The following is a 20,239-nucleotide window of genomic DNA, read 5'->3' on the forward strand; positions in this document are numbered from 1 at the left end:
AAAAATGGGTAAATATTTTGGGACTGATGGAGTCCGTGGAGAAGCTAACGTAGAATTAACGCCAGAATTGGCCTTTAAACTAGGACGTTTTGGAGGCTATGTTCTTAGCCAACATGAAACGGAAGCACCGAAAGTTTTTGTAGGACGTGATACACGTATTTCTGGGGAAATGTTAGCATCTGCCTTGGTGGCAGGTCTCCTCTCTGTAGGGATTCACGTCTACAAACTAGGTGTTCTGGCGACACCAGCAGTAGCTTACTTGGTTAAAACAGAGGGAGCAAGCGCCGGTGTCATGATTTCTGCTAGCCACAACCCAGCCCTTGATAATGGAATTAAGTTCTTTGGCGGTGATGGCTTCAAACTAGATGATGAAAAAGAAGCAGAAATTGAAGCCTTGCTAGATGCTGCAGAAGATACTCTTCCTCGTCCAAGTGCAGAAGGCTTGGGAACCTTGGTAGATTATCCAGAAGGCTTGCGTAAGTATGAAGGATACCTTGTTTCAACTGGAACTCCTCTTGAAGGAATGAAGGTTGCCTTGGATACAGCTAATGGTGCAGCTTCTACAAGTGCCCGTCAAATCTTTGCAGACCTTGGTGCTCAGTTGACTGTTATAGGGGAAACACCAGATGGTCTTAACATCAACCTTAATGTTGGTTCAACCCACCCAGAAACCCTTCAAGAAGTGGTCAAAGAAAGCGGCTCAGCTATTGGTTTGGCCTTTGACGGAGACAGTGACCGTTTGATTGCTGTTGATGAGAATGGTGACATCGTTGATGGTGACAAGATCATGTACATTATCGGGAAATACCTTTCTGAAAAAGGACAATTGGCTCAAAATACAATTGTGACAACTGTGATGTCCAACCTTGGCTTCCACACGGCCTTGGACCGTGAAGGTATTAACAAGGTAGTCACTGCAGTTGGCGACCGCTACGTTGTTGAAGAAATGAGAAAATCAGGCTACAACCTCGGTGGTGAACAGTCTGGTCACGTCATCTTGATGGATTACAATACAACAGGTGATGGCCAATTATCCGCTGTCCAATTGACCAAAATCATGAAGGAAACTGGTAAGAGCTTGTCAGAGTTGGGAGCAGAAGTAACCATCTATCCACAAAAATTAGTCAATATCCGAGTGGAAAATGCCATGAAGGAAAAGGCAATGGAAGTGCCAGCTATCAAGGTCATCATCGAGAAGATGGAAGCTGAAATGGCAGGGAATGGTCGTATCCTAGTACGCCCAAGTGGAACAGAGCCCCTTTTGCGTGTTATGGCAGAAGCGCCTACAACAGAAGAAGTAGACTACTATGTTGATACCATCGCAGACGTAGTTCGAGCTGAAATCGGGATTGACTAAATCCTAGAAAACTAGATGAAAATAAAAAATTATGGTACAATAGCTTATAATATTGTAGCCGAGGGAGAAAGACATGAATCTTAAACGTGAACAAGAATTTGTTAGTCAGTATCATTTTGATGCGCGTAATTTTGAATGGGAAAATGAAAATGGAGCTCCTGAAACTAAGGTGGATGTGAACTTCCAATTGCTCCAACATGATCAAGAAAATCAAGTGACTTCCTTGATTGTCATCTTGACCTTTATGATTGTATTTGATAAGTTTGTCATCAGTGGAACCATTTCACAGGTAAACCACATCGATGGCCGTATTGTCAATGAACCAAGTGAATTGAGCCAAGAAGAAGTGGAAACTTTGGCTCGTCCATGTTTGAATATGCTCAACCGTTTGACTTACGAAGTAACTGAAATTGCATTAGACTTACCAGGAATCAATTTGGAGTTCTAATATGAAATTAGCTGTTATCACAGATTCCTCTGCCTATCTCAGTGCAGAGACCTTGCAAAGAGAAGATTTATTTGTCTTGGATATTCCTGTCAATATTGATGGTGAGGAGTATGTCGAAGGCATCAATCTGACTGCTGAGGAATTTTACCAAAAAATGGCTCAGGCTTCTGAACTGCCTAAGACTAGTCAACCAAGTATTGCCAAGTTAGATGAAATCTTAACTTCGCTCAAAGAACAAGGCTATACCCATGCTTTGGGGCTTTTCCTATCTTCTGGAATTTCAGGTTTTTACCAAAATATACAGTATATGATAGATGAATATGAGGGCTTAACCATTGCTTTTCCAGACACTTTGATTACAAGTGCTCCTCTGGGTATCATGGTTGAAAGCGTCTTTAATTGGCGTGACCAGGGCGATGATTTTGCCAGCATTCAGGATAAGCTAGCCATTCAAATCAGTCGTACGTCAGCCTTTATCATGGTAGATGATTTGGATCATTTGGTGAAAGGTGGACGCCTTTCAAATGGTGCTGCTATTTTGGGCAATTTGCTTAGCATTAAGCCAATCCTCTATTTCAATGACCAAGGTGTGATTGAAGTTTACGAAAAAGTTCGTACGGAAAAGAAAGCAACTAAGCGCTTAATTGAGATTATCAAGGAAGCAACAGCTTCAGGGCAATATCGTGTCATTGTCATTCATGGGAATGCTCCTGAAAAGGCTGAGGAATTGCGTCAGCACTTGATTGAATCTGGATTGAGTTCAGATGTTTCACTTGCTACATTTGGTAGTGTCATTGGAACCCACCTAGGAGCAGGAAGTATTGCTCTGGGTTATATTCCAGTGATTTAGTTGGCGCTTCTAGGCTAGTTAAGAAATCTTGTATCATAGCCATTGAACACGGACTAGCTACCTCTTGAAAAAAGATGCCTGTCTTGCCTTTCGTGGGAAGTCAGCGCCATTCCCTATTTTTCATGGGCAGCTAACGTCCTTAGTATCTTAGACAGGAGTAGAGATGAGTATTCGAGTAATTATTGCTGGTTTTAAGGGAAAGATGGGCCAGGCTGCTTGTCAGATGGTCTTGGCTGATCCAGACTTGGACTTGGTAGCAGTTTTGGATCCTTTTGAGTCTGAGTCAGAATGGCAGGGTATTCCTGTTTTCAAGGATAAGGTTGATTTAGCAGGTTTTGAAGCGGATGTCTGGGTAGATTTTACTACTCCAACTGTTGCCTATGAAAATACACGTTTTGCTCTTGAAAATGGATTTGCTCCAGTAGTTGGAACGACTGGTTTCACAAGTGAAGAAATTGCAGAGTTAAAAGCATTTTCTCGTGAACAAAATTTGGGTGGTTTGATCGCTCCTAACTTTGCCTTGGGTGCTGTCTTACTCATGCAATTTGCGACGCAGGCTGCTAAATATTTCCCAAATGTGGAGATTATCGAGCTCCATCATGACAAGAAAAAGGATGCCCCGAGTGGAACAGCTATTAAAACAGCTGAGCTGATGGCGGAAGTTCGAGAGTCTATCCAGCAAGGTGCGCCTGATGAAGAAGAATTGATTGCAGGTGCCCGTGGTGCTGACTTTGATGGTATGCGGATTCACTCAGTTCGTTTGCCAGGTTTGGTAGCCCATCAGGAAGTCATCTTTGGCAATCAGGGAGAAGGATTGACCCTCCGTCATGACTCCTATGATCGCAGCTCCTTCATGACAGGGGTTAATTTGGGAATTAAAGAAGTTGTCAAGCGTCATGAGCTTGTCTATGGATTAGAACACTTATTATGAGATTAACGCAAATGCCTTCTGAATTTCAGAAGGCTTTACCAGTATTAGAAAAAATTAAAGAAGCAGGTTTTGAGGCCTATTTTGTTGGGGGCTCTGTTCGAGACGCCCTCCTCAATCGTCCTATCCATGATGTGGATATTGCGACGTCTTCTTATCCAGAAGAGACCAAGCAGATTTTTCCGCGAACAGCCGATATCGGAATCGAGCATGGAACCGTCTTGGTTTTAGATGGGGATGAGGAGTATGAGGTAACCACCTTTCGAACTGAAGATGTCTATGTGGACTATCGCAGACCCAGTGCGGTTTCTTTTGTTCGTTCGCTAGAAGAAGACCTCAAACGCCGTGATTTCACAGTCAACGCCTTTGCCTTGGATGAGACAGGAGAAATCATAGACTTGTTCCATGGCTTAGACGATTTGGAAAAGCAGGTCTTGAGGGCGGTTGGAGTTCCTAGTGAGCGCTTCAACGAAGATGCTTTGCGGATTATGCGTGGTTTCCGTTTTCAGGCCAGTCTTGGCTTTGAACTTGAGCCAGAAACCTTTAAAGCTATGAAGACCTTGACGCCACTTTTGGAGAAAATTTCTGTGGAGCGTACCTTCGTTGAGTTTGATAAACTCTTGCTGGCTCCATTTTGGAGAAGGGGTTTGGCTTCCATGATTGAGAGTCAAGCTTATGACTATCTCCCTGATATGGCAGCTAGCCAGGACAAGCTCAATAGACTGTTTGATTTGGAGACTGATTTCACCTTTGAATCTTCAGAGCAAGCCTGGGCAGCTTTACTGTGGGCTTTGGAGATTGAAAATGCGCAGCCATTTTTGAAAGCTTGGAAGACCTCACGCCAGTTTGCCAAGCAGGTACAGGATTTGCTGACTATTTTGGCATTGCGTGAAAAGGGAGAATTGAGCAAGCGAGATTGTTATCGCTTTGACTTGGATTTGCTTTTACAGGCTGAAAGTCTTCGTCAGGCTCAGGGAAAACCAGTCAACCCACAAGCCATCACAGAAACCTACCAGAGTCTGACCATTCATGACAAGAAAGAAATTCAGATTAATGGTGGTATTTTGATCAAGGAATATGGCTATCAGCCGGGACCAGACTTGGGAGAGATTTTAACAGAGATTGAGTTTGCTATTGTCGATGGAGAATTGGAAAATGACCGTCAAGCCATCCATGCTTATCTAAGGGAGAAAAAATGAGTGATTTTATCGTTGAAAAACTAAGTAAATCCGTCGGTGATAAGACCGTTTTTAAGGATATTTCCTTTATCATCCATGACTTGGATAGAATTGGTTTAATCGGTGTCAATGGGACTGGTAAGACCACCCTTTTAGATGTTCTTTCTGGTGTTTCTGGATTTGATGGGGATGTTAGTCCCTTTTCAGCTAAGAATGATTACCAGATTGGTTACTTGACCCAAGATCCTGATTTTGATGATAGCAAGACGGTCTTGGATACGGTTCTATCTAGCGACCTCAAGGAAATCCAGCTTATTCGTGAGTATGAACTTCTCATGCTCAACTACAGTGAGGACAAGCAGGCTCGTTTGGAACGGGTCATGGCTGAAATGGACTCTCTCCAAGCTTGGGAAATCGAGAGTCAGGTCAAGACGGTTCTTAGCAAGCTGGGGATTCAGGACTTATCTACTCCTGTTGGGGAATTGTCAGGTGGTCTAAGAAGACGGGTCCAGTTGGCGCAAGTCTTACTTGGCAACCACGACCTCTTGCTTCTGGATGAGCCGACCAACCATCTGGACATTGCGACTATTGAGTGGCTGACCCTCTTTTTGAAAAATTCTAAGAAGACCGTCCTTTTTATTACCCATGACCGTTATTTCCTAGACGCTTTGTCAACTCGCATTTTCGAATTGGATCGCGCAGGCTTGACCGAATATCAGGGAAATTACCAGGACTATGTTCGCCTAAAGGCGGAACAGGATGAGCGCGACGCGGCTCTTCTTCATAAAAAAGAACAACTCTACAAACAAGAATTGGCCTGGATGCGCAGACAACCGCAGGCGCGTGCGACCAAGCAGCAGGCTCGTATCAATCGTTTCCACGATTTGAAGAAAGAAGTTTCAGGTGGCGTTACTGAGACAGACTTGACCATGAACTTTGAAACCAGTCGGATTGGGAAAAAGGTCATCGAGTTTCAGGATGTTTCCTTTGCCTATGAAAACAAGCCTATTTTGCAAGATTTTAATCTCTTGGTGCAGGCCAAAGACCGCATCGGAATCGTTGGGGATAACGGTGTTGGAAAATCAACCCTGCTCAACCTGATTGCAGGCAGTCTTGAGCCGACAGCAGGTCAAGTTGTGATTGGGGAAACAGTTCGCATTGCCTATTTCTCTCAGCAAATTGAGGGCTTGGATGAAAGCAAGCGAGTGATCAATTACTTGCAGGAAGTGGCAGAAGAGGTCAAGACCAGCGGTGGTTCTACGACTTCGATTGCAGAGCTGCTGGAGCAGTTCCTTTTCCCACGTTCGACGCATGGGACCTTGATTGAGAAATTGTCTGGGGGAGAGAAAAAACGTCTTTATCTCCTCAAACTGCTCTTGGAGAAACCAAATGTTCTTCTCTTGGACGAGCCGACAAATGACTTAGATATTGCAACCTTGACAGTTTTGGAGAATTTCTTGCAAGGCTTTGCTGGTCCAGTTTTGACTGTTAGTCACGACCGTTATTTCTTAGATAAGGTAGCGACTAAGATTCTCGCTTTTGAGGATGGCAAGATTCGTCCTTTCTTTGGTCATTATACCGACTATCTTGATGAAAAAGCCTTTGAAACAGAGATGGCCAATCAAGTGCAAAAGGCCGAAAAGGAAAAAGTGGTCAAGGTTCGAGAAGAGAAGAAACGCATGACCTACCAAGAAAAGCAGGAGTGGGCAAGCATTGAAGGTGATATTGAAGCCTTGGAAAACCGTATCGCTGCGATTGAAGAGGAAATGCAGGCCAACGGCTCTGACTTTGGTAAGCTGGCTACTCTCCAAAAAGAACTGGATGAGAAAAACGAAGCACTCCTTGAAAAATACGAACGCTATGAGTATTTAAGTGAGTTTGATAGCTAGAAGAATGGAAAAATCCCGTCTCATGGACAGGATTTCTCTATTCTTTTTTGGTTTCTTGATGAAAGATATTTTGCCAGGTTTCGTGGCGGCGCCAGATACTGGTATGGACGATACCATCTAACTCATAGCAGATGAGTTTTGTTTTCTGACTGATGGAAGTGATTTGGATGTCCTTGATAGCAGCATTCAAGTCTTTTTCGGCTTTATAAGCCTCTTTATCCATCTGCTCTCCATCCTGACGAATATAGACAAAATCGTCAGCCAAGAGTTCTTCCAGTTGATTTCCTTGATCAATCAATTGTTCACGCATAAGCAATTTTTTATAGACATTGTCTAAAATTTCATCCTCAGGGATAGGTGCTGGCTCGATATGGACATCGGTGTCAAAGACGCCAAAACGCTCCTCCAGCATAGACTCGACCTGATCCGCGATTTCATGACTCTCAAAAACAGATAAGTCAGGATTCATTTCTAGCGTAATATCAAGGTAAATGTTGCTACCGTAGGTGCGACCTCTTTGCGACTTAACCTTGCTGATCTTGGGAATTTCCATAATGGCCTTTTGATAGTCCTCAAGCAGACGATCGTCAAAGCCATCTGAAAGACTAAAGGAAGACTCGATAAAGATATCATAGGCGGTCTTCAAGATAAAGAAAGTGATGATGATAGCAACCAGTTTATCTACAATCGGATAATTGAAACTGCTAGCTAGGATGGCAATAGTCGTACCAAGTGAGGTAACAGTATCAGAAAGATTGTCCTTGGCGGCAGCCTTTAGTGCCTTGGAGTTGGATTTCTTACTGAGGCGAGTGTTGTAGAGATACACCACAAACATAATCGCTGCAGACATAATTCCTAGAGTTGCACCCAGAGGATCAATGACCGTTTCTTCCCGACTGAGAATCTTTTGAATGGTATCCCTCAGCACATCAAAGCCAACATAAAACATGATGATGGAAGTGATTAAGCTAGCCAAATCTTCAATCTTCCAGTGACCAAAACGGTGGTCTCGGTCAGCAGGTTGGCGCGCCATCCGAATGCCAATCAAGAGGGCCACATTTCCAATGATGTCCGATATGTTGTTAAAACCATCGGCCACCAAACTGGATGAATGAAGGAGGTGGCCTGTTGCTAATTTTGCTGCAGACAAGATCAAATAGGTTGAAATGCTGATAATGGCCCCACGCTCAGCCAACTTGAGATTTGAAATAGATTGCTTCATTCAACTTCCTTTCTAGTCACATAGCATTCTACCATTATACTGGTTTTCAAGAGAAAATTCAAATGAGTCAGTTTTTACTCTTTGAAAACTTTTCAAAATTTGGTATAATAGAATTACTCAAGGGAGTAGCTGGCAGAAACCTGTGATAGTGTCGTCATTCCGAATTTTATACTGAAAAGTATGCTTTCCGGCACTATCTTAAACAGCGAGACTTGTTATGATTAACAGGTCTCTTTTTGTTTGTCGTAAAAAGATACGATGAGGGAAAAGAGAGTCTGTTTTGCACACAATGTCAAGGAGGAGACACATGTCAAAAGAACAAAAACGCCAAGCGTTTTACACTCAGAGTCCTGAAGAGGTCTTGCAGGCTGTGGATGCGACCGAGCAAGGTTTGTCATCAAGTGAGGCGGAAAAGCGCCTTGCTGAATTTGGCCACAATGAACTCGAAGAAGGCGAGAAACGATCAATCCTGGTCAAATTCATCGAGCAGTTTAAGGATTTGATGATTATCATCCTAGTTGCGGCAGCTATTTTGTCAGTCGTGACTTCTGGTGGGGAAGATATCGCAGATGCCATTATCATCTTAGCCGTGGTTATCATCAATGCTGCCTTTGGTGTTTACCAAGAAGGAAAAGCAGAAGAAGCTATCGAAGCCCTCAAATCCATGTCTAGTCCAGCTGCCCGTGTTCTTCGTGATGGGCACATGGCTGAGATTGACTCTAAAGAATTAGTACCAGGTGATATTGTTGCCCTTGAAGCTGGTGATGTAGTACCTGCAGACCTACGTTTGCTTGAAGCTAACTCTCTTAAAATCGAAGAAGCAGCTCTTACAGGTGAGTCTGTTCCAGTTGAAAAAGACTTGACAGTTGAACTTGCTGCAGATGCTGGTATTGGTGACCGTGTCAATATGGCCTTCCAAAACTCTAACGTGACCTATGGTCGTGGTCTTGGTGTTGTTGTCAATACAGGTATGTACACTGAAGTTGGTCATATTGCTGGTATGATCCAAGATGCGGATGAGACGGATACACCCCTCAAACAAAACTTGAACAACCTTTCTAAGGTCTTGACCTATGCAATCTTGGTCATTGCCCTTGTTACTTTTGTAGTGGGTGTCTTCATTCAAGGAAAAAATCCACTTGGTGAGTTGTTGACTTCTGTTGCCCTTGCCGTTGCAGCCATTCCAGAAGGACTTCCTGCTATCGTGACCATCGTTCTTTCCCTTGGTACTCAAGTTTTGGCCAAACGAAACTCTATCGTTCGTAAGTTGCCAGCAGTAGAAACACTTGGTTCAACTGAAATCATCGCTTCTGATAAGACTGGTACGCTGACTATGAACAAGATGACAGTCGAAAAAGTCTTCTACGATGCGGTTCTACATGATTCAGCTGATGACATTGAACTAGGTCTTGAAATGCCACTACTTCGTTCAGTTGTCTTGGCAAATGATACGAAAATCGATGTGGAAGGAAATCTGATTGGTGACCCAACCGAAACAGCCTTTATCCAATATGCCTTGGACAAGGGCTACGATGTTAAAGGATTTTTAGACAAATATCCTCGTGTAGCTGAATTGCCATTTGACTCTGACCGTAAGCTCATGTCAACAGTTCACCCATTGCCAGATGGTCGTTTCCTTGTAGCAGTCAAGGGTGCGCCAGACCAACTTTTGAAACGTTGTGTTCTTCGTGACAAAGCTGGGGATATTGCTCCGATTGATGAGAAGGTTACAAATCTCATTCATACAAACAATTCTGAAATGGCTCATCAAGCCTTGCGTGTCCTTGCAGGTGCTTATAAGATTATCGATAGTATTCCAGAAAATCTCACTTCTGAAGAGCTTGAAAATGATTTAATCTTTACTGGTTTGATTGGGATGATTGACCCTGAACGTCCCGAGGCAGCTGAGGCTGTTCGTGTAGCCAAGGAAGCGGGAATCCGTCCAATCATGATTACAGGTGACCACCAAGACACAGCAGAAGCTATTGCTAAACGTTTGGGAATCATTGACGCAAATGATACAGAAGGCCACGTTTTAACTGGTGCTGAACTCAATGAACTGTCAGATGAAGACTTTGAAAAAGTAGTTGTTCAATACTCTGTTTATGCCCGTGTGTCTCCAGAGCACAAGGTTCGTATCGTCAAGGCTTGGCAAAAACAAGGTAAGGTCGTTGCCATGACAGGTGACGGTGTCAATGATGCGCCAGCTCTGAAAACAGCCGGTATCGGTATCGGTATGGGAATCACTGGTACAGAGGTTTCTAAGGGGGCTTCTGACATGATTCTTGCTGACGACAACTTTGCGACTATCATCGTCGCAGTTGAAGAAGGACGTAAGGTATTCTCAAACATTCAAAAGACTATTCAATATCTTCTTTCTGCCAATACTGCTGAAGTATTGACCATCTTCCTATCAACCTTGTTTGGTTGGGACGTCTTGCAACCAGTTCATCTTTTGTGGATTAACTTGGTAACGGATACCTTCCCAGCAATTGCACTAGGTGTTGAACCTGCTGAGCCTGGTGTCATGAACCATAAACCACGTGGACGCAAGGCAAGCTTCTTCTCAGGTGGTGTTTTGAGTTCTATCATCTATCAAGGTGTACTCCAAGCAGCTATTGTTATGAGTGTTTATGCCCTTGCGATTGCTTATCCAGTACATGTGGGGGACAATCATGCCATTCATGCTGATGCCCTTACTATGGCCTTTGCAACCCTTGGTTTGATTCAGCTCTTCCATGCCTACAATGTGAAATCTGTTTACCAATCCATCTTGACAGTTGGCCCATTCAAGTCTAAGACCTTCAACTGGTCTATCTTGGTATCCTTCATCCTTCTTATGGCAACAATTGTCGTAGAACCGCTTGAAGGAATCTTCCACGTAACCAAACTAGACTTGTCTCAATGGGGAATCGTCATGGGCGGAAGTTTCTCAATGATTATTATTGTCGAAATTGTTAAGTTTGTTCAACGTAAACTCGGCTTTGACAAGAATGCGATTTAAAAAAAGTCATCTTCGGATGACTTTTTACTATAGTTGAGGGAAAGGGCTTGCAGTTATCAGCTTTTGTGCTATAATTGCTATAATATAGTAAAAAGCAAGAGGAGTGTGAGGAAGTGGAAAAGAAAATTGTGAAGGATATTTTATTTTTATCTCAGGTGTCTCAGCCGGCAAATCAGGAAGACCTGCATCTTGCTAGAGACTTACAGGATACACTCTTAGCAAATCGAGAAACTTGTGTTGGTCTAGCAGCCAATATGATTGGGGTGCAGAAGCGCGTGATTATCTTTAATCTTGGATTGGTTCCTGTGGTTATGTTTAACCCAGTGCTCCTGTCCTTTGAAGTACCTTATGAGACAGAGGAAGGCTGTTTGTCTTTGGCTGGGGTTCGACCGACGACCCGCTATGAAACCATAAGGGTTGCTTATCGTGACAGCAAGTGGCAGGAACAGACCATTACCTTGACAGGCTTCCCAGCCCAGATTTGCCAGCATGAACTGGATCACTTGGAAGGACGAATCATTTAGGAGGAAAGCAAATGAAACGAATAATCTTTGAACTTATTTTTATCGCAACGACCTGGTATATCTTTTTACCGCCCCTTAACCTGACCAGCTGGGAATTTCTCTTTTTCCTCTGTGGGCATTTGCTGCTTGTAGCAATCTTATTTGGCTTTGGCAAGGGGATCAATCTGGTCAAAACGGTTCATGTGCGCCACGGCAAGGCGGAAGCTGCCTTAAATCTTGAGGGTTTCAAAATCAATCGGTTAGGGAAAGTTCTTTTAGCTTCGATTGGAGGAATTCTTCTCTTAGCAGCCTTGGTTTCCTTGGTGACTTCCAGCATTTTTCAGGCTAAAAATTATGCCAATGTAGTCACGGTTACGGAAAAAGACTTTACTGAATTTCCTAAGACTGACACCAGTAAGGTTCCTATCTTAGATAGAAGTACTGCTGAAAAAATTGGCGACCGCTACTTGGGTTCCCTAACGGATAAGGTGTCGCAGTACGTAGCGGCAGACACCTATACCCAATTGACGATTGATGGGAAGCCTTATCGAGTCACACCACTAGAATATGCAGATCCTATCAAGTGGTTTAACAATCAGGCCAAGGGAATCGGCGAATATATTAAGGTGGACATGGTAACTGGTAATGCGGACTTGGTGGACTTGAAGACACCAATCAAGTATTCGGACTCGGAGTATTTTAACCGCGATGTCAAACGCCACCTGCGCTTGAAGTACCCAACTAAAATCTTCAAGACTCCATCTTTCGAGGTAGACGATGAGGGCAACCCTTTCTATGTAGCAACGGTTTACCAAAAGCAATTTGGACTTGCAGTTCCTCGTCCCGTTTCAGTCATTATCTTGGATGCCACAAATGGAGAAACCAAGGAATACAGCTTGTCAGATGTTCCAGAATGGGTGGACAGGGTTTATCCAGCTGAGGAAACTATTGAGCAAATCAACTACAACGGCAAGTACAAGGATGGTTTCTGGAATGCTATGATTTCCAAGAAAAACGTGACCCAGACTACCAAGGGATATAATTATTTGTCTATCGGTAATGATATTTACCTCTATACAGGTGTGACATCGGCCAATGCAGATGAAAGTAATCTTGGTTTTATCCTTGAAAATATGCGGACAGGAGAAATCACTAAGTACAGTTTGGCTTCTGCGACCGAAGAATCAGCCCGTGAATCAGCCGAAGGTGCTGTTCAGGAGAAATCCTACAAGGCGACCTTCCCAATCCTCATCAACCTCAATGACAAGCCTCTCTACATCATGGGCTTGAAGGACAATGCAGGCTTGGTCAAAGAGTATGCTTTGGTGGACGCAGTCGAGTACCAGAATGTCATCGTAGCTACTACAGTGGAAGAGATGCTCAGCAAGTATGCTAATAAAAACGATCTTGAAATTGACAATGCAACGACAGAAAGCATCAAGGGTGTGGTAGCAGACCTCAAATCAGCTGTTATCAAGGGCGACACCGTCTACTTCTTTAAAGTTGATGGCAAGATTTACAAGGTTAAGGCCTCAGTATCAGATGACCTCCCTTACCTTGAAAATGGTAAAGCTTTCGAAGGTCAAGTAGGAAAAGACAACTATCTCAAGACCTTTAAAGTCCAGTAAAAAAAGGTTTATTTAAGAAATATATGTTATAATAGAGTAAATTAAGACTAATGGAGGACAAAGAAATGGGTTTTTATTTGATGCTTGCTTCAATGCTACTCGGACTGCTCGCTTTGAAGATAGGTTTTTCTCAGTTCAAGGAGAAAAAAGATAAATTCTTATCTATCTTAACAAGTTTAGCTGGGCTAGCCCTTGTTCTCGTGGCTGTCTGGTTAGGATGGCCCAAATAAATAGAGAAACCTCGGTCAAATCGAGGTTTTTCAGATGAATTTCTTGGTAGTGACAAAAAAATATGCTACACTATCAATATGAAAATTTTAATCCCAACAGCAAAAGAAATGAACACAGATTTGCCAAGTATTGAAGCCGCTCCTTTAAAACCAGAAAGTCAGGCTGTGCTGGATGCCTTGGCCCTCTATTCTACTAGTCAATTGGAGAGTTTTTACAAGGTATCAGCTGAGAAGGCTGCGGAAGAATTTCAACATATCCAAGCTTTGAAAAGGCAAACTGCTCAACACTACCCAGCCTTGAAACTTTTTGATGGGCTCATGTATCGCCATATCAAGCGAGACAAATTGACCGAGGCGGAACAAGCCTATCTTGAAAATCATGTCTTTATTACTTCGGCTTTGTACGGTGTTGTTCCAGCCTTGTCACCTATGGCACCTCACCGTTTGGATTTTTTGATGAAATTAAAAGTCGCTGGTAAGACTTTGAAGAACCATTGGAAGGCAGTCTATGATGAAGCTGTGACGCAGGAAGAAGTGATTTTCTCTCTCTTGTCGTCCGAGTTTGAGACGGTATTTTCTAAGGAAATTAGAGAAAAGATGGTGACCTTCAAATTCATGGAGGATAGAGGTGGTCAGCTGAAAATTCATTCAACTATTTCCAAGAAAGCGCGTGGTGCTTTCCTGACAGCCCTGATAGAAAATCAAGTACAGACGGTCGATGAAGCTCGTCGCTTAAGTTTTGCGGGATTTAACTACCGAGAAGATTTGTCACAGCCACAGGAATTGGTTTTTGTAAAGGAAGTATGAAAAGATATTTTGTATTTGACAATATGTATCATCAGCTATTTTAGTTTATAAATGAGAAAAAAGCGAACAAGCTAGTCTTCTGAGTGTCAGAAAAGTAGTCTTGTTCGCTTTTATTATATTAGTTACTTGATAGCATTAACCAAGTCTTCCGCTTGTTTTTCAAGTGAGTTTAGGACTGTTTCTTCAAGAACCAATTTTCCGTCTGCCCAGGCAGAGTCATTAACACGTACAGCAGTGAAATCACCAACGACTTGTGTACGGATAAATGGCAAGAGGTCTTTGTAGATAGCGAAGAGTTGATCGTGACCTGCATTGGCTACAGATGATACTGTGACAAACTTGTCTTGAAGGGCAGAAGCGCCGCGTGTATCAAACAAGTCAAGGGCACGAGATAGCCAGTCAAGCAAGTTCTTCACTGTTCCAGGGATAGAGAAGTTGTAGACTGGAGAGAAAATCCAGATGGCATCAGCAGCGAGAACCGCTTCACGAACAGCAGCTACAGCTGGGTGAGTTGGAACTTCCAAATCTTGGCTGAAGAGAGGAACAGATGAATAATCAAGGTAGCTAACTTCCGCTTTACCAGCAAGTGCTTTCTCAGCTTCGAGAGCCATTTGGTGGTTAAAAGAACCTTGACGTAGGGATCCGACGATAAATAATACTTTTTTAGACATGATGTGTCTCCTTTTTCTTAAATTTCCGAGAACTCTCTCGTTGTTATAAAATATATTACAACAAAAGAAAACACCTTGCAAGAAATTTGCTCAAAGATAAGTAAAACTATAAAATTGGCGAAACTCTAGTCACTTGCTACTGGAATGCATTTGATTTTCGAAGAGTATTCCAATATTCTCTTGTAATATGATGACATAAGTGCTAAAATAAACAGGAAAACTCGCAATAGAAACCGCAGAACAGCTATTTTCCGGTATCATTTCATAAATCATTAAAGGAATAATAATGGCATTGAAGAATGCTTCTAAAAAGGGGTGGAGATCATGTAAGGCAAAGATTAACAAGTGACGAATAAAAGAAATAATAATACACTTGTTAAGGAGAAAATATGTTAATAAGAAATTATCGGAAAAATATTGGCCTGATGGCCGGAGTTGAGTTTTTTGCATTTTTAGGGATTACCAGTTTTTGGATTCTCTTTCTCAGTCAAAACGGAATGTCTCTTTGGCAGATTGGACTTCTGGAAAGTATTTTTCATACGACCAGTCTTCTCTGTGAAATTCCATCTGGTATGTTAGCTGACCGCTATTCCTATAAGACCAACCTTTATTTAAGTCGTATAGCAGGGATTGTATCTTCTATTCTTATGTTGGCTGGGCAGGGAAATTTTTGGATTTATGCACTAGCTATGGCTGTGAGTGCCTTGTCTTATAATTTTGATTCAGGAACAAGCGCAGCAATGGTTTATGATTCAGCTGTAGAGGCTGGACTAAAGGAGCGTTATCTATCCATTTCAAGCTTCCTATCAGGAGTGTCAGAAGGAACTCGGTCTTTGGGAACAGTGTTGGCAGGATTTTTTGTCCATGGCCAATTGCACCTGACCTACTATATCATGATTGCGACTTCTATCATAGTTCTTTTCCTGATTTGGATGCTGAAAGAACCTAGTGTCAAGCTAGAAAAAGCTGATAGTGTGACGATGAAACAGATTATTTGGACTGTTAAGGATGAGTTGAAGCGAAATCCCATGCTGTTCAACTGGATGATTTTGTCTCAGATTGTCGGAACACTCATGTGCATGTTTTATTTTTACTATCAAAATCAGTTACCAGATTTAAGTGGTTGGCAAATTTCAGCAGTTATGCTACTTGGTAGTCTCTTAAATATCGTCGCAGTCTATCTAGCGAGTAAGATTGGAAAGAACTATGCTGCCTTGAAGCTTTTCCCTATCCTCGTGCTGCTGACTGGCGTCACCTATATGTTATCCTACTTTGGAACACCTCTAATCTATATTTTGATTTATTTGATTAGTAATGCTCTATATGCTCTTTTTCAGCCCATTTTTGACAACGATTTGCAAGAGCGCCTTCCAAGTGAAGTAAGGGCAACCATGTTGAGTGTCTACTCTATGATGTTTAGCCTGAGTATGATTGTCTTCTTCCCACTGACAGGCTGGTTGATTGACCATTTAGGCTTTGTAGTAACATTTCTTTATCTAGGATTCTTTTTAGTCATGATTAGCCTTCTATTGCCTGTATTTTTAGGAAAAATGGCTAAAAGAATAGATGATAAAATAATTCCATAGATTAAAAGAACTTACGAAAACTTGAGTGCCAAGCTCAGGTTTTTTAATAGGTTGATTTTGGAGCTGTCTTTACTTTTCTTGCTCGGTTTTAACTAAGAAAAATCTGTTTGCTTTGAAGGGAGAAATAGAATTGGTTTCTTATACTCAATGAAAATTAAAGAGCAAACTAGGAAGCTAGCCGCAGACAGTACTTGGGTACGGCAAGGCGAAGCTGACGTGGTTTGAATTTGATTTTCGAAGAGTATTCTTATATTCACTTGTAATAAAGCAAGATAGATGGTAAAATAGACGAGTGAAAAAAAGACAAAATAAAGCAAAAAATAATCTACTGTGGCAGTATGGTCTAGGGATGACGATTTTGTTTGTGGTTATCAGTGCTTCCTTTCTGTATCTAGTGTTTCTGAGTATGAAACCTTATCAAACAGCTAAAAGTGAAGGAGAAAAATTAGCTCAGCAGTATGCAGGATTAGAGCAGGCTGATCAGGTTGACTTATACAATGGCTTGGAATCTTATTACAGCGTTCTTGGTCGTAATAAAAAACAAGAAGCACTTGCTGTCCTGATTGGGAAAGATGACCATAAGATCTACGTTTATCAGCTAAATCAAGGTGTTTCACAAGAAAAAGCAGAAGCGGTTTCTAAGGAAAAAGGAGCCGGCGAGATTGACAAGATTACCTTTGGCCGTTATCAAGATAAGCCAATCTGGGAAGTTAAGTCAGGCTCTGATTTTTATCTAGTAGATTTTGAAACAGGAGCATTGGTCAATAAGGAGGGCCTATGAAACTATCCAACCGTGTTTTAGAAATGGAAGAAAGTGTCACTCTAGCTAGTGATGCGAGAGCAAAAAAATTAAAAGCTCAAGGTAAGGATGTCCTTTTCTTGACCTTGGGACAACCAGATTTTCACACTCCTGAAAATATTCAGGATGCAGCAGTTAAAGCTATTCGAGAAGGACAGGCTTCCTTCTATACAGTAGCTTCAGGTCTACCAGAATTAAAAGCTGCGGTGAACACCTACTTCGAGCGCTACTATGGCTATTCTGTCGCAAGTAATGAGGTTACCTTTGCTACCGGTGCTAAGTTCTCACTCTATACTTTCTTTATGGCTGTGGTCAATCCAGGTGATGAAGTCATCATCCCAACTCCATATTGGGTCAGCTATGGAGATCAGGTCAAGATGGCAGAAGGGATTCCAGTTTTTGTTCAAGCTAAAGAAGACAATGATTTTAAAGTTACGGTGGATCAACTAGAACTAGTTAGGACAGATAAGACAAAGGTTTTGGTTCTTAATTCACCATCTAATCCGACTGGTATGATTTATACTCGTGAAGAATTACTAGCTATCGGAAATTGGGCAGTTGAGCATGACATTCTGATTTTAGCTGATGATATATACGGTCGCCTTGTTTATAATGGAAATGACTTTGTTCCAATCTCAAGTCTATCAGAAGCAATTCGTAAGCAAACCATTGTTATCAACGGTGTATCTAAGGCCTATGCCATGACGGGTTGGCGAGTTGGTTATGCGGTAGGTGATCCTGAAATCATTGCAGCTATGAGTAAATTGACGGGACAAACAACTTCTAACCTAACTGCTGTTTCACAATATGCAACCATCGAAGCCCTAATTGGACCGCAAGATTCTGTGGAAGTTATGCGCCAGGCTTTTGAGGAACGTCTCAATACCATTTATCCGCTATTATGTGAGGTTCCTGGTTTTGAAGTCGTTAAGCCACAAGGAGCCTTCTATCTCTTTCCAAATGTCAAAAAAGCTATGGAGATGAAAGGTTATAGCGATGTAACAGCATTTACAACGGCTATTCTTGAAGAAGTTGGTCTAGCCTTGATTACAGGAGCAGGATTCGGAGCACCAGAAAATGTGCGCCTCAGTTATGCGACAGACCTAGACACGCTTAAAGAAGCAGTTAAACGCTTGAAAGCATTTATGGGTAGTGAGAATGATTGATCATTTTGAAATTAAGGTAAAGGATTTACAAATTTCAGAAGGATTTTATAGGAGTTTTCTCGCTCCTTTGGGCTATAAATTGGCTTTTAAGACCACTTCTCTAATCAGTTTTCTTGCCCCAAACAGCCCTCATCCTGGTGGTGATTTTTGGCTGGCTCAGGGGAAGCAAAATCCTATTCACTTTGCTTTTTTAGCAGAAAATAAGGAAGAGGTTCAAGCTTGTTATGAGGCTGGTTTAGAGGCAGGTGGGCGAGACAATGGAGCTCCTGGTTATCGCAGTGAGCAACCGATTTACTACGCTACTTTTGTGATTGATCCAGATGGGAACAATATAGAAGTGGTTTGCCATAAAGAATAAAAAAGAAAAAGGAAAAACAATGACAAAACGTGTAACGATTATTGATGTAAAAGACTATGTTGGTCAGGAAGTGACGATTGGTGCTTGGGTTGCCAACAAATCAGGAAAAGGAAAAATCGCTTTTTTGCAATTGCGTGATGGAACAGCTTTCTTCCAAGGTGTAGCCTTTAAACCAAACTTTGTAGAAAAATTTGGTGAAGAAGTAGGACTTGAGAAGTTTGATGTCATCAAACGCTTGAGCCAAGAAACTTCTGTTTATGTGACAGGAATTGTTAAAGAAGACGAACGTTCTAAATTTGGTTATGAGTTGGACATTACAGACATCGAAGTGATTGGTGAATCTCAAGACTACCCAATTACACCAAAAGAACACGGAACAGACTTCTTGATGGACAACCGTCACTTGTGGCTTCGTTCTCGTAAGCAAGTGGCCGTGATGCAAATCCGTAACGCTATTATCTATGCAACTTATGAGTTCTTCGACAAGAACGGTTTCATGAAATTTGACAGCCCAATCCTTTCAGGAAACGCGGCAGAAGATTCAACTGAACTCTTTGAAACGGACTACTTCGGAACGCCAGCCTACTTGAGCCAGTCAGGTCAACTTTACCTAGAAGCAGGGGCTATGGCTCTTGGTCGTGTCTTTGACTTTGGTCCGGTATTCCGTGCTGAAAAATCAAAAACACGCCGTCACTTGACTGAGTTCTGGATGATGGACGCAGAGTACTCATACTTGACTCACGATGAGTCACTTGACTTGCAAGAAGCTTATGTGAAAGCTCTTCTACAAGGTGTTCTTGACCGCGCGCCTCAAGCCTTGGAAACCTTGGAACGTGATACAGAACTCTTGAAACGCTACATTGCAGAGCCCTTCAAACGCATCACTTACGATCAAGCTATTGACCTCTTGCAAGAGCATGAAAATGATGAAGATGCTGACTACGAGCATCTTGAGCATGGCGATGACTTTGGTTCACCACACGAAACTTGGATTTCAAACCACTTTGGTGTGCCAACATTTGTCATGAACTATCCAGCAGCCATCAAAGCCTTCTACATGAAACCAGTTCCTGGAAATCCAGAGCGCGTGCTTTGTGCAGACTTGCTTGCCCCAGAAGGCTATGGAGAAATTATCGGTGGGTCTATGCGTGAGGAAGACTACGATGCATTAGTTGCTAAGATGGATGAACTTGGCATGGATCGTACAGAATATGAATTCTACCTTGACCTTCGTAAATACGGTACAGTTCCACACGGTGGATTTGGTATCGGTATCGAACGTATGGTAACATTTGCAGCAGGAACAAAACACATCCGTGAAGCTATCCCATTCCCACGTATGTTGCATCGTATCAAACCGTAAGAATAGGAAACGCCCATTGTGGCGTTTTTTTCTATAGAAAGCTCTGGAAACGAAAGGAAATATTATTAGGTATAGTGGATTGAAATAAGACAAAAGCGGGTTTTTGCCCAGCCTTTAGTGCTCTTAGAGTTCGAGTCATAGCTAATCTTCTGAATGTTTTAACAAATAATACTCTTCGAAAATCTCTTCAAACCACGTCAGCGTCGCCTTGCCGTACTCAAGTACAGCTTGCGGCTAGCTTCCTAGTTTGCT

General features: G+C 42.3%; 18 protein-coding genes. 16 read left to right on the forward strand and 2 right to left on the reverse strand.

Annotated features, from left to right (window positions below):
• The first annotated feature begins 4 nt into the window (after positions 1 to 4).
• From glmM to HT679_RS05950, 6 genes are all read left to right on the forward strand, one after another.
• Complete coding sequence (gene glmM, locus HT679_RS05925) at positions 5 to 1,357, forward strand: phosphoglucosamine mutase (protein WP_173213496.1); 1,353 nt, start codon at positions 5 to 7, stop codon at positions 1,355 to 1,357.
• Between the two features lie 73 nt (positions 1,358 to 1,430).
• A complete protein-coding gene (locus HT679_RS05930; protein WP_001050087.1) occupies positions 1,431 to 1,805 on the forward strand; it encodes a DUF1149 family protein in 375 nt (124 codons plus the stop codon).
• 1 nt (position 1,806) lies between these two features.
• Positions 1,807 to 2,655 carry a DegV family protein gene (locus HT679_RS05935; RefSeq protein WP_023943697.1) on the forward strand — a complete coding sequence of 283 codons (849 nt, stop codon included), beginning with the start codon at positions 1,807 to 1,809 and terminating at the stop codon, positions 2,653 to 2,655.
• Between the two features lie 163 nt (positions 2,656 to 2,818).
• Positions 2,819 to 3,586, forward strand: coding sequence for a 4-hydroxy-tetrahydrodipicolinate reductase (dapB, locus tag HT679_RS05940; RefSeq protein ID WP_173213498.1), 768 nt, complete (start codon positions 2,819 to 2,821; stop codon positions 3,584 to 3,586).
• On the forward strand, positions 3,583 to 4,782 hold the full coding sequence (locus tag HT679_RS05945; RefSeq protein ID WP_345890091.1) for a CCA tRNA nucleotidyltransferase: 1,200 nt from the start codon (positions 3,583 to 3,585) through the stop codon (positions 4,780 to 4,782). Before dapB ends, HT679_RS05945 begins: the two co-directional genes overlap by 4 nt.
• Complete coding sequence (locus HT679_RS05950; RefSeq protein ID WP_173213500.1) at positions 4,779 to 6,650, forward strand: ABC-F family ATP-binding cassette domain-containing protein; 1,872 nt, start codon at positions 4,779 to 4,781, stop codon at positions 6,648 to 6,650. The genes HT679_RS05945 and HT679_RS05950 overlap by 4 nt, the downstream gene beginning before the upstream one ends.
• 37 nt (positions 6,651 to 6,687) lie before the next feature.
• Here HT679_RS05950 and mntE read toward each other — a convergent pair whose 3' ends face one another.
• A complete protein-coding gene (gene mntE, locus HT679_RS05955; RefSeq protein ID WP_173213502.1) occupies positions 6,688 to 7,872 on the reverse strand; it encodes a CDF family manganese efflux transporter MntE in 1,185 nt (394 codons plus the stop codon).
• 307 nt (positions 7,873 to 8,179) lie between these two features.
• Here mntE and HT679_RS05960 point away from each other — a divergent pair, with 307 nt between their 5' ends.
• The 5 genes from HT679_RS05960 (at position 8,180) to yaaA (ending at position 14,044) form a co-directional block, all read left to right on the forward strand.
• Positions 8,180 to 10,876 (forward strand): cation-translocating P-type ATPase, encoded by a 2,697-nt coding sequence (locus HT679_RS05960; protein ID WP_173213504.1) that lies wholly within the window; start codon positions 8,180 to 8,182, stop codon positions 10,874 to 10,876.
• Positions 10,877 to 10,989: 113 nt separating this feature from the next.
• Positions 10,990 to 11,400 (forward strand): peptide deformylase, encoded by a 411-nt coding sequence (locus HT679_RS05965; protein ID WP_173213506.1) that lies wholly within the window; start codon positions 10,990 to 10,992, stop codon positions 11,398 to 11,400.
• A gap of 11 nt (positions 11,401 to 11,411) precedes the next feature.
• Positions 11,412 to 13,007, forward strand: coding sequence for a hypothetical protein (locus tag HT679_RS05970; RefSeq protein ID WP_173213508.1), 1,596 nt, complete (start codon positions 11,412 to 11,414; stop codon positions 13,005 to 13,007).
• A gap of 65 nt (positions 13,008 to 13,072) precedes the next feature.
• Positions 13,073 to 13,237, forward strand: a complete 165-nt coding sequence (locus tag HT679_RS05975; RefSeq protein ID WP_049511965.1) for a YczI family protein — start codon at positions 13,073 to 13,075, stop codon at positions 13,235 to 13,237.
• Positions 13,238 to 13,315: 78 nt separating this feature from the next.
• Positions 13,316 to 14,044, forward strand: coding sequence for a peroxide stress protein YaaA (gene yaaA, locus HT679_RS05980; RefSeq protein WP_000697765.1), 729 nt, complete (start codon positions 13,316 to 13,318; stop codon positions 14,042 to 14,044).
• A 122-nt stretch (positions 14,045 to 14,166) separates the two neighbouring features.
• Here yaaA and HT679_RS05985 read toward each other — a convergent pair whose 3' ends face one another.
• On the reverse strand, positions 14,167 to 14,715 hold the full coding sequence (locus tag HT679_RS05985) for an NADPH-dependent FMN reductase (protein ID WP_049511968.1): 549 nt from the start codon (positions 14,713 to 14,715) through the stop codon (positions 14,167 to 14,169).
• Positions 14,716 to 15,104: 389 nt separating this feature from the next.
• On the opposite strand from HT679_RS05985, the gene HT679_RS05990 reads away from it, so the two are divergent.
• From HT679_RS05990 to asnS, 5 genes are all read left to right on the forward strand, one after another.
• Positions 15,105 to 16,301, forward strand: a complete 1,197-nt coding sequence (locus HT679_RS05990) for an MFS transporter (protein WP_049511969.1) — start codon at positions 15,105 to 15,107, stop codon at positions 16,299 to 16,301.
• Between the two features lie 292 nt (positions 16,302 to 16,593).
• Positions 16,594 to 17,082, forward strand: a complete 489-nt coding sequence (locus tag HT679_RS05995) for a DUF5590 domain-containing protein (protein ID WP_049512551.1) — start codon at positions 16,594 to 16,596, stop codon at positions 17,080 to 17,082.
• Positions 17,079 to 18,266: a pyridoxal phosphate-dependent aminotransferase gene (locus tag HT679_RS06000; protein ID WP_173213510.1), complete on the forward strand. Its 1,188-nt coding sequence runs from the start codon at positions 17,079 to 17,081 to the stop codon at positions 18,264 to 18,266. Before HT679_RS05995 ends, HT679_RS06000 begins: the two co-directional genes overlap by 4 nt.
• Positions 18,259 to 18,624, forward strand: coding sequence for a VOC family protein (locus HT679_RS06005; RefSeq protein WP_042901328.1), 366 nt, complete (start codon positions 18,259 to 18,261; stop codon positions 18,622 to 18,624). The genes HT679_RS06000 and HT679_RS06005 overlap by 8 nt, the downstream gene beginning before the upstream one ends.
• Positions 18,625 to 18,643: 19 nt before the next feature.
• Positions 18,644 to 19,987 carry an asparagine--tRNA ligase gene (gene asnS / locus HT679_RS06010; protein ID WP_000167160.1) on the forward strand — a complete coding sequence of 448 codons (1,344 nt, stop codon included), beginning with the start codon at positions 18,644 to 18,646 and terminating at the stop codon, positions 19,985 to 19,987.
• Positions 19,988 to 20,239 lie beyond the last annotated feature (252 nt).

The organism is Streptococcus sp. 4886 (assembly GCF_013276485.1).
In the GTDB taxonomy this organism is placed as follows: domain Bacteria; phylum Bacillota; class Bacilli; order Lactobacillales; family Streptococcaceae; genus Streptococcus.